This is a genomic window from Pseudotabrizicola alkalilacus (assembly GCF_003443995.1).
Lineage (GTDB): Bacteria > Pseudomonadota > Alphaproteobacteria > Rhodobacterales > Rhodobacteraceae > Pseudotabrizicola > Pseudotabrizicola alkalilacus.
In genome coordinates this window covers 123,225-140,131 of sequence record NZ_QWEY01000003.1, presented here as the reverse complement: position 1 = coordinate 140,131, position 16,907 = coordinate 123,225, and the positions used below count along the sequence as shown (strand labels likewise).

Annotated in this window: 16 protein-coding genes and 1 tRNA gene; 6 read left to right on the top strand and 11 right to left on the bottom strand. The window is 61.6% G+C overall.

Annotated features, from left to right (window positions below; all coding sequences use genetic code 11):
• Nucleotides 1-75 precede the first annotated feature (75 nt).
• The 6 genes from D1012_RS07390 (at nucleotide 76) to D1012_RS07365 (ending at nucleotide 6,835) form a co-directional block, all read left to right on the top strand.
• Nucleotides 76-558 carry a hypothetical protein gene (locus D1012_RS07390; RefSeq protein WP_118150725.1) on the top strand — a complete coding sequence of 161 codons (483 nt, stop codon included), beginning with the start codon at nucleotides 76-78 and terminating at the stop codon, nucleotides 556-558.
• A gap of 371 nt (nucleotides 559-929) precedes the next feature.
• A complete protein-coding gene (locus D1012_RS07385; protein WP_118150724.1) occupies nucleotides 930-1,571 on the top strand; it encodes a recombinase family protein in 642 nt (213 codons plus the stop codon).
• A 257-nt stretch (nucleotides 1,572-1,828) separates the two neighbouring features.
• Complete coding sequence (locus D1012_RS07380) at nucleotides 1,829-4,726, top strand: class I SAM-dependent DNA methyltransferase (RefSeq protein ID WP_118150723.1); 2,898 nt, start codon at nucleotides 1,829-1,831, stop codon at nucleotides 4,724-4,726.
• 563 nt (nucleotides 4,727-5,289) lie between these two features.
• A complete protein-coding gene (locus D1012_RS07375; protein WP_118150722.1) occupies nucleotides 5,290-5,634 on the top strand; it encodes a hypothetical protein in 345 nt (114 codons plus the stop codon).
• 164 nt (nucleotides 5,635-5,798) lie between these two features.
• Nucleotides 5,799-6,452 (top strand): hypothetical protein, encoded by a 654-nt coding sequence (locus D1012_RS07370; protein WP_118150721.1) that lies wholly within the window; start codon nucleotides 5,799-5,801, stop codon nucleotides 6,450-6,452.
• A 2-nt stretch (nucleotides 6,453-6,454) separates the two neighbouring features.
• Nucleotides 6,455-6,835 carry a hypothetical protein gene (locus D1012_RS07365; RefSeq protein WP_118150720.1) on the top strand — a complete coding sequence of 127 codons (381 nt, stop codon included), beginning with the start codon at nucleotides 6,455-6,457 and terminating at the stop codon, nucleotides 6,833-6,835.
• 906 nt (nucleotides 6,836-7,741) lie between these two features.
• Here the strand turns inward: D1012_RS07365 and D1012_RS07355 are convergent.
• The 11 genes from D1012_RS07355 to D1012_RS07305 all read right to left on the bottom strand — a co-directional run bounded on the left by D1012_RS07355 (nucleotide 7,742) and on the right by D1012_RS07305 (nucleotide 16,897).
• Nucleotides 7,742-9,163, bottom strand: coding sequence for a tyrosine-type recombinase/integrase (locus D1012_RS07355; protein WP_118150718.1), 1,422 nt, complete (start codon nucleotides 9,161-9,163; stop codon nucleotides 7,742-7,744).
• An 87-nt stretch (nucleotides 9,164-9,250) separates the two neighbouring features.
• Nucleotides 9,251-9,324 (bottom strand) — tRNA-Gly (locus D1012_RS07350).
• A 181-nt stretch (nucleotides 9,325-9,505) separates the two neighbouring features.
• On the bottom strand, nucleotides 9,506-10,069 hold the full coding sequence (locus D1012_RS07345) for a flavodoxin family protein (protein ID WP_118150717.1): 564 nt from the start codon (nucleotides 10,067-10,069) through the stop codon (nucleotides 9,506-9,508).
• A gap of 174 nt (nucleotides 10,070-10,243) precedes the next feature.
• Nucleotides 10,244-10,786, bottom strand: coding sequence for a fasciclin domain-containing protein (locus D1012_RS07340; RefSeq protein ID WP_118150716.1), 543 nt, complete (start codon nucleotides 10,784-10,786; stop codon nucleotides 10,244-10,246).
• Nucleotides 10,787-10,914: 128 nt separating this feature from the next.
• Nucleotides 10,915-11,562, bottom strand: a complete 648-nt coding sequence (locus D1012_RS07335) for an anti-sigma factor (protein WP_118150715.1) — start codon at nucleotides 11,560-11,562, stop codon at nucleotides 10,915-10,917.
• Nucleotides 11,559-12,113, bottom strand: a complete 555-nt coding sequence (locus D1012_RS07330; RefSeq protein ID WP_118150714.1) for a sigma-70 family RNA polymerase sigma factor — start codon at nucleotides 12,111-12,113, stop codon at nucleotides 11,559-11,561. Before D1012_RS07330 ends, D1012_RS07335 begins: the two co-directional genes overlap by 4 nt.
• A gap of 51 nt (nucleotides 12,114-12,164) precedes the next feature.
• Complete coding sequence (locus D1012_RS07325; protein ID WP_118150713.1) at nucleotides 12,165-14,195, bottom strand: ASKHA domain-containing protein; 2,031 nt, start codon at nucleotides 14,193-14,195, stop codon at nucleotides 12,165-12,167.
• A complete protein-coding gene (locus tag D1012_RS07320) occupies nucleotides 14,188-14,601 on the bottom strand; it encodes a cupin domain-containing protein (protein ID WP_147335635.1) in 414 nt (137 codons plus the stop codon). The genes D1012_RS07325 and D1012_RS07320 overlap by 8 nt, the downstream gene beginning before the upstream one ends.
• Nucleotides 14,602-14,646: 45 nt before the next feature.
• Nucleotides 14,647-15,627, bottom strand: coding sequence for a methyltetrahydrofolate cobalamin methyltransferase (locus D1012_RS07315; RefSeq protein WP_118150711.1), 981 nt, complete (start codon nucleotides 15,625-15,627; stop codon nucleotides 14,647-14,649).
• Nucleotides 15,628-15,642: 15 nt separating this feature from the next.
• Complete coding sequence (locus tag D1012_RS07310; protein WP_118150710.1) at nucleotides 15,643-16,563, bottom strand: methylenetetrahydrofolate reductase; 921 nt, start codon at nucleotides 16,561-16,563, stop codon at nucleotides 15,643-15,645.
• A gap of 31 nt (nucleotides 16,564-16,594) precedes the next feature.
• A complete protein-coding gene (locus D1012_RS07305; protein WP_118150709.1) occupies nucleotides 16,595-16,897 on the bottom strand; it encodes a virulence factor in 303 nt (100 codons plus the stop codon).
• Nucleotides 16,898-16,907: the final 10 nt, after the last annotated feature.

Sequence of the window (16,907 nt, the reverse complement as noted above, 5' to 3'; positions counted from 1 at the left end):
GTGCCTGACGCGCTGTCAGTGCGTGCTTTCAACTATGTCCTCTGTGTCCACAGTTTGCAAGTATTGCGGCGCACGATGTTTCTGGTTAACTTTCACGAAATTGTGAGCATAGGCGTTGAAATGAAAAGTCTTGGCTATCGTATTTTGGGGGCTGCTGTCGGCTTCCTAGTGGGGAGCGTAGCGATCCTTCTCCTTTACTTTGTTTTTCATGTTGCCATGGAAGCGCTCGACGTTAACCGCGTCCGTGTAAGAGTGCCTGTTATTCTGATCGTGTTGCCGTTTGTAACCGCTTTCTACGGATTCAAGATCGGACCAGAGTTGTTTGCGGCTGTCCAAGAATTTCTCGGGGATGCTGGTCCTCTGACCCGGCTCGTGATGATCGGCCCCGTCTTCTGGGCAGCCGTTGTTCTCGCATACGTCTTCGTGTTTGAACCCTTTGGTTATTCAATCAGTGACGATGAGTGGCTGTTAGCCGCCAAAATCATTTTGTTTCCGACCGGGGTTCTCTGGGCTGGCATTTGGGTGGCTAGGCGCTTCATCATGCAGCCTAGAGCATAAGACAGAAAAAATTGGAAAAATTTCCGAAGTGCTGACCTCGACAGGTGAAGCCGTACCTTACCCCCCGGTGGGGTCGCTTTGTCCACAATCCGGGGCACCTCACGCCGCACCCTGGCTGCCCCTTGGTCTATCCTAGGGGACCGGGCGAAGTGCATCAAATGCACTATCCCACCACATCATTAACACTCACAACGTTCCCTGTCGTTCGATAGCCGTCGCGCGGGATGCACTTCCGCACCCGGTTGGCCTCTAGGGTATGCCCTAACGGCCACCTCGGATGGACTCTGAGATAGTGGCCGTTGACTATTGACTGATCTCTGCGGCCACCCTATAAACGGCCATAACCTCATCGGCCATTATAGGGAACATCAATGTCAACCATCCTCTACGCCCGCGTCTCGACTGCGGAACAGAACCTTGACCACCAGCGCACCCAAGCGGAAGCGGCGGGCTTCCAGATTGACGAAGTGGTAGCCGATGATGGCGTGTCAGGCGTCACCACGCGTCTTGTTGAACGCCCACAAGGCAAGCGGCTGTTCGACATGCTGCGCCGGGGGGATATTCTGGTGGTCCGTTGGGTGGACCGCCTCGGGCGCAACTATCAGGACGTGACCGACACCATTCGCGACTTCATGCGGCGGGGCGTCGTGATCCGCACTGTCATCAACAACATGACCTTCGACGGGGCCACCCAAGACCCCATGCAGCAAGCCGTCAGGGACGCCCTGATAGCCTTCATGGCGGCAACGGCACAGGCACAGGCCGAGGCCACGAAAGAGGCTCAGAAGGCTGGTATAGCGGCGGCACGGGACAAGATCGAAAGCTATCGCGGGCGCAAGCCCAGCTATGACCGGGCAAAGCTGGCGGAGGTAATGGACATGCTGGGGCAGGGGCATGGGGCATCGGCTATCGCCAAGGTGTCCGGCCTGTCTCGGGCGGCGGTGCGGCGGATCATCGACACGCCGGAGGATGCCGAAGCCGCGCTGGCCCGCTGGGAAGGGGGGCGGGCGTGATGCTGTTTCTCGAAATCCTGTTCTGGGTGGTCAATGGGGTGCTGGTGGTGGGGGCGGTGGTGTCGCTGTGGATCTCCCTCGGGCCTTGAAATAGAACGCCTGTCGCTGTGCGCCTATCTGTTTTCTTCGCTGGCCCTCGTGGGACACCTCGGGGGCCGCTTTCGTATCGCTTTCGGGTGCCGCCCATGACGCATTGCGTTGACCCTGCCGGGGCTGGGGTGCTTTAGTCCGGGGGCACAGTCGCCCCAAGGAATCCGATGACCCCGCAAGAGTTTATTGCCAAGTGGCGCACTGTTGAACTGAAAGAGCGGAGCGCATCGCAGTCGCATTTCAACGACATTTGCCGCCTTTTGGGGGTGGACGACCCGATCACCGCCGACAAGACGGGCGACGCATTCTGCTTTGAGAAGGGCGCGTCCAAGACCTCGGGGGGCGAGGGCTGGGCGGACGTGTGGAAGCGCGACTGCTTCGCATGGGAATACAAGGGCAAGAAAAAAGACCTCGACAAGGCGTTCGGCCAGCTTTTGCAATATGCGATTGCTTTGGAGAACCCGCCGCTGCTGATCGTGTCCGACATGGACCGCATCCGCATCCACACCAACTGGACCAACACCGTCCAGAAGGTCTACGAGATCACCCTGGACGACTTGATGGACGGGGCCAAGCGCGACCTGCTGCGCGCCTGTTTCCAGAACCCCGAGAAACTGAAACCCCAAAAGACCCGCCAAGTCCTGACAGAAGAGGCCGCCCAGCGGTTCGCCCTGATCGCCCAAAGACTGCGCGGACGGGGCCACGATGCCCATGTTGTCGCGCACTTCGTCAACCGTTTGGTATTCTGCATGTTCGCGGAAGACGTGAACCTTCTGCCCGACAAGATGTTCGAGCGGATGATCAAGGTATCGCGCCCCAAGCCCGAGACCTTTGCCGCTCAGGCCAGCAAGCTGTTCGCCGCGATGCGGACGGGGGGCGACGTTGGCTTTGAACAGGTGGACTGGTTCAACGGCGGGCTTTTTGACACCGATGAGGCGCTGCCGCTGACATGGGAAGACCTTGATGACCTGACGCGGGCCACGCAACTCGACTGGTCCGACATTGACCCGTCCATCTTGGGCACCCTGTTCGAGCGCGGTCTGGACCCCGAGAAGCGCAGCCAGCTTGGCGCGCATTACACCGACCGCGACAAGATCATGCAGATTGTGCTGCCCGTGGTGGTGCAGCCCTTGCTGGCCGAATGGGCGACCATACGGGACCAGATGGCGGCCCTCATCGACGCTGTTCCGGTTGCGACGAAGGACAAGCTCTTGGTCGGGGCTGATCTGGCCGCCCGCACCCGTGCCTTCAAGCGGGCCGAGGACCTGCGCCAAGGCTTTCTTGACCGCTTGCGGGATTACCGGGTGCTTGATCCGGCCTGTGGGTCGGGGAACTTCCTCTATATCGCCCTGACCGAACTCAAGAATATCGAACACCGCGCGAACCTAGAGGCTGAGGCTCTGGGATTGCAGCGCCCCGCCTTGCTGGTGGTCGGGCCAGAGAACGTGCTTGGCATCGAGTTGAACCCTTATGCCGCCGAACTGGCCCGCGTGTCGGTCTGGATTGGGGAAATCCAGTGGATGCGCCGGAACGGGTTTGAGGCGGCGCGGAACCCGATCCTGCGGACGCTAACCACCATCGAAAACCGGGACGCCGTGTTGAACCCGGACGGGTCGCGGGCGGAATGGCCGAAGGCGGATGCGGTGGTGGGGAAGCCGCCGTTTTTGGGCAACAAGAAGATGATTGCCGGGCTAGGTGAGGCATACACGGTCGCCCTGCGCAAGGCGTGGGAGATTGTTCCGGGTGGGGTGGATCTTGTCGCGTATTGGTTCGCAAAGGCTTGGGCGCAGATGCAAGCAGGTGAACTGACGCGTGCCGGGCTGGTGACAACAAACGGGATTCGCGCGGGCGCGACCTCTCAAGTGCTGAAACCAATCGTGGACAAGGGGAGAATCTTCCATGCGTGGAGCGACGAAGACTGGACAATTAATGGTGCTGCTGTCCGAGTTTCGATGGTCTGCTTTGACAAGGAAAACGGCCAACCTGCTGAGTTGGATGGTGCCAAAGTTGAAACGATTTTCTCCGACCTAACAGCAAAAACGGATGGTCTCGACGTGTCTTCCGCCACCCGCTTGGAGGAAAACGCTGCTGTGAGTTTTCAGGGTGTGAGTAAGGTGGGCACCTTTGAAATCGCGGGATATGATGCCCGCAATTGGCTCAAAGCACCGCTAAATCCCAATGGCAAGCCGAATGCAGAGGTTCTTCGCCCTTGGATCACAGGCACGGACCTGACAACGAGAAATCGGGACGAATGGGTCATCGACTTCGGACTCAATATGCCGGTCGAAGAAGCGGAACTTTTCGAAGCCCCTTTTCACGCTGTAGCAACTTTCGTCTATCCTGAGCGGCAAAAAAGCAGACGCGATGCCTACAGGGTCAAATGGTGGATACACGCCGAGGCACGGCCCGGCATGAGAAAAGGCATCGCATCTTTCTCGCGCTATATCGCCACGCCCAAGGTTTCAAAGCACCGCTTCTTTGTATTTTTACCAAAGGTCGCTTTGGCCTCAAACCTCGTTATCGCTGTTGCAAGAAGTGATGATACAACTTTTGGCATCCTTTCATCGCGGCTTCACGAGATTTGGTCGCTTGCACTTGGGCAATGGATAGGTGTTGGGAACGATCCAACTTACACGCCGTCGACCACTTTCGACACCTTTCCCTTTCCCGATGGTCTGACCCCGAACATCACCGCTGGGGACTATGCCAACGACCCGCGCGCCCAGAAGATCGCCGCCGCCGCCGCCCGCTTGAACGAACTGCGGGAAAACTGGCTGAACCCGTCCGACCTTGTGGACCGGGTGCCCGAGGTGGTGGCGGGATACCCTGACCGCATCTTGCCCAAGAACGATGCCGCCGCCGCCGAACTCAAGAAGCGCACCCTGACCAACCTCTACAACGCCCGCCCCGCATGGCTGGACCACGCCCACCGCGCGCTTGATGAGGCCGTGGCCGAAGCCTACGGCTGGGGCGACGACTGGCGGGCGGGCAAACTGACCGACGACGAAATCCTCGCGAGGCTGTTCCGGCTCAATCAGGAACGGGCGGGCAAAGCAACGGCCTGATGATCCGGCTCGGGCACTCTTTTGCGCGTGACTACAAGATATGGTGGGCTGCGGCGCTTGATCGAAAAATGGCATACTGCCGCAGAGGCCGTGGGAGGGCCTCAGGAAGGCCCTTGACGTTTTTCATATCACGGGTGCGTAATTGTCCATCGTGCCTCTCCGGGTGCACCGGGCGGCCCTCTGCGCGCCAGTCGATTACCCCCTCCCTTCGAAGGAACGCACTTGTCGCCTGACCTCCAAAAGAAGCCAAAGCCATCAGGCACAAGATATAGTGTTTAGCGGCGCGTTTCTCGACAAAATCCGGCAATGCTTGCAGTTGCTATCGCAACTTGCATCCTTTCCACCGCGTCGCCGTCACCAAAAATTCTTCCCGTGTCCTCTCGCAAATGTTTCATCCCCACATGGGCACCATCGGCGGCCCCGGTAGACGTTCGGCTCAACACCACAAGGCCGAACTGTTCCCCACACGGGAACCACCAGTCCAGCGCCCTGACTTGATCCCCATACAGGGATTATATCGTGATTTGTCAGATGGTTGTGCGACATGCGACGTGAGCTTTCAGATGATCGCCACGAAAGGAACCAGCATGGCCGCACTCTCGCCTACCGTCTCCGCACACCTGATCGCCGCTTCGGAGATCATCCACGCCACCGCACGGGCAACGGTCAGGGCCACGCCCAGCGCCCGCCAGACGCTCGCCCATATCGATGCGGCACAGTCCTTTATGGTTGCCGCCGATGCGCTCTATGAGGCCGCAGAACGGGTCGCGCAGGGTGCGCCACTAGACGCGCCGCAGTTGAGATTGGCGCTGTGGGTAGCGGCGGCGAAATCTGCCCAAGGCTACGCCGCCCTGAGGACTGATCCTCTTTCCGCATCGCTGCCCGGAATCGATTCTACCTTGTCATAGGACTACATTCACAACCCACTCCGAAGCTCATTCCGGGCATCTCGATGAAGACATGACCGCGCCAATGCGACGGTCCCAAATCAACTCCAACCTGATCAACGAAATCCGTGCTGCCCAGAACGATCTGGGCGGCCAGCGCACGACTGCACAAAAGGAGAATCCACATGCAGCATTTCTCGACCTCGAACCTTGCCCTTGCCATTGCTGACGACATGGTGGCCCAACGCTTCGGCCACGGGCGCAGCATCCACACCTTCGCCGCTTATCTCGACTATATTGACGCGCGCGCAACTGCCCACCTCAACCCCGCCTCTGCCCGCCGCGTCATCGGTTCGGCTGGGGCACAGCGCCGGAAAGCCCGCCTGACGCTGGAGAACGGCACGAGCGTTATCCTCGCCTTGCCGATGAACGATGCCCACACTGGAAAAACTGTCTGGGCTGAGATCGAGCTTGGGACGTGGCTTAACCTGATCGAAATGGGCGCGGACGGCGCGTGGTTCTACCTCCACAAGGGGAAGGATCGGCGGACAGGACAGGTGCGGACGAATGCACCGATGAGGTCCACCACGACGAACAAGAATACCACCGTCGCCCGACTGATTGTCAACGCGAAAGCAGGGCAGCAAGCGCGGACGCTGGACGGAAACCCGATGAATCTGCGTTCGGGCAACGTTTACCTGAATGGCAACACCGACACCTGCGAAGGCCGCGTCGGGCGGGCAAAGACGGACAGCGCGGCTTTGCTCAAGGGCCAGTTGGCGCTTCGGCAAAAGCTGGCGGGCAGTGGGTTCGGCTTCGATGGTGGTGAGGCACAATGAATATGAAAGGCGAGACCAAAATGCAGTTTCTGCAAACGATACTCGACGGCACGAAGCCTTCCTGCCACCCCCGCGCCGACGATCTGCTGGGCATCGGTGGCGACATGGCAAAGACGTTGACCGATCTTCTGTGTGACCTCGAAGTGCTTGACCATGAATATCGGGCGGGCGGCGGCAACGATACCAACCGGGCGCGTGATGCGTTCCATCGGCTGCTCGCCCAGCGCGTCTGGGTGACGGCCATCGTTGAACAGTATCACCAAATCCAAGCGGACCTTGGCGGCGAAGGCTTCGCTCTCTTGGGCCAAGACGGATCGGGCATTCCCTATTTCCCAGATGACCGGGATGAGGGACCGAGTGACGAGCTGGAGGGCCGGGAATGACGGCAAACGTTAAGGCGACGGGCGCGCGCTGATGCCGTTCGACAGTATGGTGCAAGGGGTGGCGGTGTGCTGCCCCCGCTGCCAAGTGCCGTTTCTGCCAAGGCGCAAGGACCAGAAGTATTGCGGCAAGCCCTGCGCCAAGGCTGCATCTCGCAACGTCACCAGAGGCCCCCGCATGGTTGCCGAGAGTGCCGAAGCTGCCCGCATCCACGAGTTCCGCAAGGGGCGCTTGAGGGGACTGTCACATGCTCTGCATGAAACTCCCCCGGCCTACCGCGCTGCCTTTCTGCAACGGTTAATCGCGGAAGGGCGTGGCAATTCCGAACTGCGCCGCCTTGTCACTGTCCGTGCTCTTCTGCGGTCATGGGTCAGGGATGAGGGGACGGGACGGCTGCACATCGCACACGTCCTCGATCACTTCTGCCGAGAGGTGTATGGGCTGCGGTCCTTTCAGGTGCTTAATCCCAACACGATCCTTCCGCCCGTCGAAGCTCTGTGCTTCCCGGCTACCTACTATGGACCTGATGCCCCGCCTGTGTATGAGGACGGGGCGTTGAAAGAACGTCCTTGCCCGTGGATGGATCGGAAAAAGTCCCTCCACCACTATAAAGGGACTGACCACAAGGATCATAGATGGGACCAAGGGGTGCAGCGTGACGGGGGCTTTGACATGCACCACGTCTCAGTCCTTCCCTAATCGGGGCGACCACAACCATCATCCGCATTGATTTGAGGAAGCTGATAAAGGGGGGCGTAGGTCGGTGCTACAGCCCAAATGCACCTCTGCGCCACCATCGGGGGCACACCGGGACAAGCTAGATTGAGGGCACCCGATGAGCACCAGAGGCGGGTAAGCAGGATACGCCACGTCCCCTGCCTACCTCTTCGTGATCCCGCCAAGGATGCTCAATTCCCTGTGGTCTCCGCAATGCCGAAAGCCCGCATCATGGCCCTTGTGGTGACACGCAGCTTTGCAACGTCGCCGCCATAGACCCGATCACCGACACCGCCCAGCGCGTGGCCAAGGATCAGGTTCTGGTCAAGCGATGACACCTCCGCCACCATCAGCCGGTCTTTCATGTTGTGCCGTAGGGAATGGACAACGTGTTTGGGGTCTGACGTGACCTTTCGCAACTGCTTCATCAAGGCCGCAGATGCCGTGTCGCTGCCCCTAACGCGCCCGTAGTCGGGGAACAGCATGGTGTAGCCTACAGCCAGCTTGAGGGCCTCTTTGGCTGCGTCCAGCGCATCCCCGACGAGCGGCACTGACCGCTGGGAAGTTTCCGTCTTCAACCTGCGATTTTCGTTCCATGCCACACGGATATGCGGGAAGGGGCCGGACACGTCCACATCATCCACGGTAAGCCCCGTCACCTCTGCCAGACGGCACCCCGTGCCCTCCAAGATGCGCCAGATAAGCTGCAAGGCTGGGCTACAGGATGAAAGGATGCGCTGCCGCGCTGCCTTCAACACTTCTGGAGGCAGTGGGTCTCGCTTCTCTCCGGGCTTCTGGCCCCGGCCCTTTGCCACCCGTGCCACAGGAAGCCCGTGGAAGGGATTGGCCGTGGTGTCAGGGAGACCCAATTCGCGGATGCCATAACTGACCACAGCCGACAGGATCGTCAATTCCCGGCCCACCGTTGAAGCGCTTACCTTCTCACCGATCCCCCGCCCCGTGATCTTCACACGGTCCAGCATTTCATCCCTGATGTTCCGGGCGTCTTCTCTGGTGATCGCGGTCAGCTCTGGGTCTCGCCCGATGACGGCAATAGCTGCATCCACGACGCGATTAGCGAAACCGACGATGCGGCTGTCAGTGGTCGGATCGTCTCCCCGCAGGTGCTCTTTGATATATACCTTTCGGGCATCGCCAAGGGTCGGCACGGGGGCTTTGTATCTCTCCGGCCCAAGCCGCAGCAGGTTGATCGCATGACGCTCCACAGGGGGCACCCCTTGCGGCTCATAGTCATACCCCTGCGGGTAAGCCTCTGCGATACTGTCCGCTGTCAGGGCTAGGTCTCTGTCGCTGGCACCCGCTGCCACCAGATCGGCCCGCCGCCGCAACGCCTCCGCATAGGCTTCCCGCTCAGTGGCCTTGGCGCTGGATGCCGTTTCTGAGCGCACCCGGCCCAGCTTGGCCTCTGCAATCTCGTTCTCTACTTCGGTGTGATACTTGAGATAGGCCGCAAGGGCCTCACGCTCAGAATCACCCAGCTTCCGTTTGAACTCCCGCTTGGTGATGATCGCGGAAACTTCGTCTGGAACCCTCCGGCGATACTGCCAGATTCCCGCTTTTGTGCGTCCTACGTGCTTCAAGATAAGACCCATTGTGTGCCCCGTGTGTGCTCTAATGTGCACCGGAAGGAACCGCAAGGGCTTGAATTATTGAGGAAAAAGGGTGCCGAAGCACACAAATGGAGCGGGTGAAGGGAATCGAACCCTCGTCATCAGCTTGGGAAGCTGCTTCTCTACCATTGAGATACACCCGCAACGGCATATCAGGTAAGCCAGCCGCGCGCCCGCGTCAAGCGGCAAGACGTGGGCTCCGCTCACAAGATGACAGCTGTGGGCTTTACTGCTTGCCAAATACTCCCGCGCGGAGCGCTCTGCTCTTTCCGGGCGGTTGGTCGCCGCGGCAGGCCCCCAGAAAGCGATCATTTTGACACGGCGTCAGCGCGTCTTGCATGTCAGCTCTGCGAAAAATGCCCCGGCCTGCTGCCAGGCTGCATCCTTCACAATCTCGCCCGGTGCGTCGGCCACGCCATGCAGCGCGCCGCCCCAGGACATGCCCAGCCAATCGGCGGTGCGGCGCAGCATTGTTTCGGATGGGGTGGCCACGCTAGGATCCGGGTCGGCGCGGGTGGTGATCAGCCATAACCGCTTGTGTCTGATCCACAGCGGGAACTCCAGACCGGGTTGGTCCAGAAACCCGGACCAATGATCCAGCAGCAGTTTGGCGGGCGTAGGCAGGCTATACCAATAGACCGGGGCAACAAAGCAGATGTCACTGGCTGCGCGCATGCGGTCGAGGACCTGTGCCAGAACGCCGGATGGCGGTCCGGGCAGGGCAGGGCGCGGATCACAAAAATCGGGCAGCGCCAGTGTGGTCAGGTCGAGCCAGTCGCAGGGGCAGGCCAGGGTCTGGGCCGCATGACGCGCCAGTTGTTCGGTATTGCCGCCGGTGCGGGCCGATGACAACAGAAACAGGAAGTGGCGCGGGGTCTCGGTGTGCATCGGCGATCATCACCACGGCCCCGCAAAAAAGAAAAGCCCCCGATACCAAGGTACCGGGGGCGGGCCGCGCATCACCCTGCCGTGTCCGAGGGACATAAAAGACCACGGCAAGCACATGCGGGCATCCAGAGCACGAAGGGGAGTGACGCCCCCGCGCCCTGTTCTTTTGCGCGCTTACATGGCGGGCAGAAGAACCGTGTCGATTACGTGGATCACGCCATTCGACTGTTTGACATCGGCGATGGTGACGGTGGCGACATTGCCCATGCCATCGGTGATGTTGACGGCATCGCCGTTCATCGTGATGGCAAAGTCACAGCCGCCAACGGTGCTGACGGTGTGGGTGCCACCGCCATCCGCGATCATCTTGCCGATGTCAGCTGCCATCGCATTGGCGGCCACAACATGGCAGGTCAGGATCTTGGTCAGCTGATCCTTGTTTTCCGGCATCAGCAGGGTTTCAACCGTGCCAGCGGGCAGCTTGGCAAAGGCGTCATTGGTCGGCGCGAACACGGTGAACGGGCCTTCCCCCGACAGGGTTTCGACCAGACCGGCGGCCTGCACGGCGGCAACCAGCGTGGTGTGATCGGCCGAGTTCACGGCGTTTTCGACGATGTTCTTGTCTTCAAACATCGCGGCGCCGCCGACCATCGGGTTTTCGGCAAAAGCCGCCATGGTGGACAGAGCAAGGATCGAAGCTGCAAGGGTCAGTTTCATCAGACATCTCCCGTAAAGGTGAGGCAGGATCATCCTGCCTTCCCCCTGAGATACGAGCGCGGTCCGGGGCGAGTTTCAGCCAGTGGAAAAAAGATCGCAGGCTCACGGGGCTGTGATCACGGAACCGCTCAGAGTTCGGCTGTCAGGATCACCGGGCCGGTCGGCGCACCGGTGGGCGAGCCGCCCGCCGGTTCAACCGAAACCGCCAGCACCCAGCCCGCAGGGGGGCGCGGATATTCGACATCCAGCGGATCTGTGCCCAACAGACCCAGAGACACCGGGGCCGCACCGGGGGCAATCACCCACAGTTCATGGGTCTGGCCTTCGGGGGCCGGGGCGCCCGCCACGCGGGTCACCATCAGATGCGATCCGTCATGGCGCGCCTCATAGACCAGCGCCGAGCCGCCGTCGCCAAGGTTCGCGATCACCGCACCCGGTGCGGTCTGCGGCATCAGCATGAACACGCCAACGCCGACCACCGCCGCCGTCACCGCCCCGGCCAGCCACAACCGCCAGCCGCCCCGCAGGGCGCTGGCCTTGGGGAACAGCCGGGATTCGATCTTTGGCAGCAGATCGGGGGGCACCGGCACGCTGGCATAGGCTTCGTTCAGCGGTGCGAAATGCGCCACCCAGACCGACACCCGCGCGGCAAAATCCACATCGGTTTTCAGACGCGCCTCGGCCGCCAGCCGTTCGGGCAGCGCCAGCACACCCAAAACATATTCGGCTGCCAGCGCGTCATCTTCTTCCAACGGGGTCAACGGGGTGTCGGTCATTGCTCCAGACACTCCTTCAGCTTGAGCAGGCTGCGCCGCAGCCAGGTCCGCATGGTGTTGAGCGGAATGCTGTGGCGCGCCGCCAGCGATTCATAGGACAGGCCGTCAAGATAAGCGCCGCGCACCGCTTCGGCGCGGGCCGGTTCCAGCGTGTCAAAACACTCCGTGACCCGGCGCGCCTCGCCTTGCGCGATCAGCCGGGTTTCGGCGCGGGGGGCGGTGTCGACGATCAGCTCTGCCACGCCATCATCGGTCTGTTCGGGTTTGCGGGCGCGCAGCCGGTCAATCGCATGGTTGCGGCTCAAGGCCACCAGCCAGGTCATGCCGGCGCCACGTGACGGATCAAACCGTCCCGCCCGCAACCAAACCCTGGTAAACACCTCTTGCAACGCATCCTCCGCCTCTGACCTTGTGCCAAGGATACGCAACAGCACGCCCATTAGTTTCGGGCCGGCGGAATGATAGAGATCGCGGAACGCCGTCCGGTCCTGCCGGGAGATACGCTCCAACAGCAGGCAAGTTTCGGTGCGGATCTGGGCAGTGGCGTTCATGCCGGTGACGCTATCATGCAAAGCGGGCGTTGCCAGCCCCAAAACCTGCGCTCAACTGCGCCGCCGCCGCCCTTCGCGCCCGCCAGAGGTGTTGAACGACACATCCGGCAGCGTCACCACCGCCGCCAGCGACGGAAAGCTGTCAACCGCGTGCGGAATCGCATTGGCATTGACGAAATGCTCCTGAAACCTTGGCTCGATGGCGGTCTCGACCTTGTGGATCTGATGCACGGTCGCCTCGATCTGATCGCGCGCGGCCACATTGCACAGCGCGATGCGCGCGCCGGTGCCCGCGGCGTTGCCCGCACTCGTCACCTTGTCCAGCGGCGCATCGGGGATCATCCCCAGCACCATCGCGTGTTTCGGGCTGATATGCGCACCAAAGGCCCCGGCGAGGGTGACCCGGTCTACATGTTCAATGCCCATTTCGTCCATCAACAGCCGTGCCCCGGCATAAAGCGCTGATTTCGCCAACTGAATCGCGCGGATGTCGCCTTGGGTCACCAGAATGCGCGGCCCGCCATCCGCGCTGCCATCATGCAGCAGATAGCTGTGGGTGCGCCCCTCGGGCACGCAGCGCGCGGTGCCGGTCTGATCCGGCCCGCCGATCAGCCCGCCGGGATCAACCAGCCCCGCCATCCGCATCTCGGCCACAGCCTCGATGATGCCAGAGCCGCAGATGCCGGTGATGCCCATGGTCGCGGTGGCCGCGGCAAAGCCCGGATCGTCTGACCACAGGTCCGAGCCGATCACCCGGAACCGCGGCTCCTTGGTCACCACGTCAATCTCCACCCGTTCAATTGCGCCGGGGGCGGCGCGCTGGCCCGAGCTGATCTGCGCGCCTTCAAACGCCGGGCCGGTGGGCGAGGAGCAGGCCAGCACCCGCGTCTTGTTGCCCAACAAGAGCTCGGCATTGGTGCCGACATCGACGATCAGCACCATATCGTCAGATTTGCCAGGCTCTTCCGACAAGGCCACCGCCGCCGCATCCGCGCCGACATGGCCCGCGATGCAGGGCAAAAGGTACACCCGCGCCGCCCGGTTGATCGCCGCCAGATCCAGCTCGCGCGCATCAAGGCTGAGACTGCCCGAAGTGGCCAGCGCAAATGGTGCCTGACCCAGTTCCACCGGATCAATGCCCAAAAGCAGGTGGTGCATCACCGGATTGCAGACCACGACCGCCTCATAAATGCTGACCGGATCAATCCCGGCCTCCGCCGCAATAGAGACCGCCAGCGCATTCAGCGCCTCGCGCACCACGCGGGTCATTTCCACATCGCCACCGGCGTTCATCATCACATAAGACACCCGGCTCATCAGATCCTCGCCAAAGCGGATCTGCGGGTTCATCACCCCGCCCGAGGCCAGCACCCGCCCGTCGCGCAGATCGCACAGATGCGCCGCGATGGTGGTGGAGCCCAGATCAATGGCAAGACCATGAATCGCGCCGTCATGGAACCCGGGCCAGAGGTCGAGAATCCGGGGGCGGGCGTCGTGATTGCCCTTGTGCAGCGCCACGGTCACCGCCCACGCGCCTTTGCGCAAGGCGGGCTGCAAACGGCGCAGGATCGCCAGATCGGCGCTCACCTCTTCAACCTGCCATTGGTCGCGCAAGGCGCGGGCGAGGCGTTCAAAATCGCCGGTTGGCTCGTGCATGTCCGGCTCGGCCACTTCGACGTAGAGCAGCCGGGTGGCGGGGTCCATCGCGATGACCCGCTCGGTCGCGGATTTGCGGATCACCTGTTTGTGGACCTGACTTTCGGGCGGCACGTCAATGACCACATCGCCCATCACCTGCGCCTGACAGCCCAGACGGCGACCATCCAGCATGCCGCGTTTGGATTTGTAGCGCTCTTCAACCGCGTTCCATTCGGTCAGGGCATCATCGCGCACGGTGACGCCATGTTTGGGAAATTCACCGTAACCGGGGCTGATCTGGCACTTGGAACAGATGCCGCGCCCACCGCACACCGAGTCGAGATCGACCCCCAACTGCCGCGCGGCGGTCAGAACCGGGGTGCCAAGCGGAAAGTGCCCGCGCTTGCCCGAAGGGGTGAAGATCACGAGGGGGTCGTCAGCCATGGGGGTACTCCTGCGCGCCCGGTGGTTCCAGATCAGATGGCGGCGCTTGTGGTGCGGAAGGGGGCGCTGTCTGGAAGCTGTAGGCAATTTCGTCGAAACTGTCGGCGGCAAACACATAAAACCAGCTCATGTCTTCGCTAGCGCAAAGAATGCCATGCACTGCGCCGCCGGGAATGAACAGAGCCACGCCGGGCGATAGCACAAAAGGTATCCCGTCGACCATCACAGTGCCCTGTCCGGACAGACCGAAATACACTTCGGCCTGCGGATGACTGTGCAAAGTAAAGGTATCGCCTTTGGCAACATGGGCCACGCCACAGGTCAGGCTGTCGGTTGGGGAAACGCCTGCCGAAAACAGACTTTGCCAGCGCACAGTGCCGCGCGCAGCATCAGCCCATGTTTCCATGGGCTGATCATTCACGTTCAGGATCAGGGCTTTGCGCAAGATAGCTCAGGCGCGGCCGCGGCGGCCACCACGACGCCCCCCGGCAGACTGGCTCGCCGCAGCCGAGGCCTCGGCAAAGCTCATCCCGGCTTCGACCGCTTCCAGCACCTTGGCAAAGCGGATCCATTCGCCACCATTGGAATCATGGTTCATCAGGAAGTTGGCCGCACGGATCGCTTCCATCTCGACCTGACGCACCGGGTTCATGATCGCGCTTGTCATCCCCGCCCCGATTGCCATCGGCAGAAACGCCGCGTTGATGCCATGCCGGTGCGGCAGGCCAAACGAGATGTTCGAGGCACCGCAGGTGGTGTTCACGCCCAGCTCTTCGCGCAGCCGGCGCACCAGTGCAAACACCTGTTGCCCGGCTGTGCCCATCGCACCCACCGGCATCACCAGCGGGTCAACCACGATGTCATGCGCGGGAATGCCGAAATCGGCGGCCCGTTCGACGATCTTTTTTGCCACCGCAAAGCGCACATCCGGGTCGGGCGAAATGCCGGTATCGTCGTTCGAGATCGCCACCACCGGCACGTTGTATTTCTTGACCAGCGGCAGAACCAGTTCCATCCGGTCTTCTTCCCCGGTGACCGAGTTCAAAAGCGGGCGGCCCTCACAGGCGGCCAGACCGGCCTCCAGCGCGGCTGGCACCGAGCTGTCGATGCACAACGGCACGTCCACGGTCGCTTGAATGATCTCGATCAGCGCTTTCATCAGCGGCGGCTCGACAAAGTTGTTGTCGGCATAGCGCGGGTCAAGCGCCATCTTGTTGGTAAACACAGCACCAGAGTTCACATCCAGCACCGTAGCACCACAGGCCACCTGTTCCAGCGCGTCGCGGATCACGGTTTCAAAGTTCCCGGCCTCCAGCTCGGCGGCCAGTTTCTTGCGCCCGGTGGGGTTGATCCGCTCTCCGATGACGCAGAACGGCTCGTCAAAGCCGATGATGACAGTTTTTGTCTTTGATTCTAGGACTGTACGGGTCATTCTTCAACCTTTGTCTCAAGCGGCCTTGGCGGGTTTGCCAGCAGCGCCGCCATGTTCTGTCACCCATTGGGCGTTGGTCTTAATCCCGCCCAGCGGGAAGAAATGCACCTGTTCGATGCCAAAGCCGGGATGCGCCGCCTTGTGGGCGGCAAGTGCTGCCAGCACATCGGTCGGCTCATAGGGCATAAGCAGCTTGGTCACATCCATCGCCCGCTTTTGCAAGACCTTCAGCGACGGCCCGACACCGCAGGCGATGGCAAACTTGATCAGCGTCTGCAGTTTCGCAGGGCCCGCCACGCCGATATGCACCGGCAGCGCAACCCCCTCGGCTTGCAGGCGATTTACCCAGTCGATCACCGGGGCGGCATCAAAGCAGAACTGCGTCGCCATCGCCATCTGCGCATCGGTACGCTCGGCAAAGGCCGATTTCCAGCGCGCGGCCTCCATCACCATGCGGTCAGAGCCATCGGGGTCGATGTCCTTGTTGCCCTCGGGATGACCCGCCACATGCAGCCGGTCAAAGCCGTCAAACGCGCCGGACTCCAGGAGTTGCATCGAGGTGTGGAAGTCGCCCACCGGCTGCGCCACGCCGCCTGCCAGCAACAGGCCCTGCCGCACGCCGACGTCGCGGTAGCGCGCAACCCAATCGGTCAGCGTCGCCCGGTCCTTTATGATGCGCGCCGGGAAATGCGGCATGGCAGTAAAGCCGTCGTCTGCCAGACGCCGCGCGGTGGCGACCATCTCTTCAATCGGGGTGCTGTCGATATGGGCGATGTAGACGCGGGTGCCGGTCGGCAGCAGGGCGCGAAAATCTTCGACTTTTTCGGCGGTGCGCGGCATCACCTCGATGGAGTAGCCTTGCAAAAAGGCTTCCAGTTGACCCTGCGCCGGAGCCGGGGCTTGCGCGGTCTTGCCGCGGAAATTGAACAGTGCCATCAACCTCTCCCTCAGGGTCATGCGCGGGGTCTCAGGCTTTTGCCCAGCCATCCGCCGCGATCAGTGCTTTCAGATGTTCGGTGTCATATTCGGCCTCAAGCCGGGCAGCCTCGGCGCGGGCGACCTCGTCCTGTTCGCCCTCCACCTCATAGGGGGGCGCTTTGCGCCATTCGGCCAGATAGGCATCGGCATCGCGCGCGCCGATCTTCATCGCACAGCGGTCGATCGCTTGTTCAAAGCGCTCGGTCAGCTGCACTTTGGCGCCGCGCCGTCCCTTGCCCACAATCACCTGAGCCGGAATGTCGCGCCAGAACACCACTGTCACCTCTGCCATGCCTTGATTC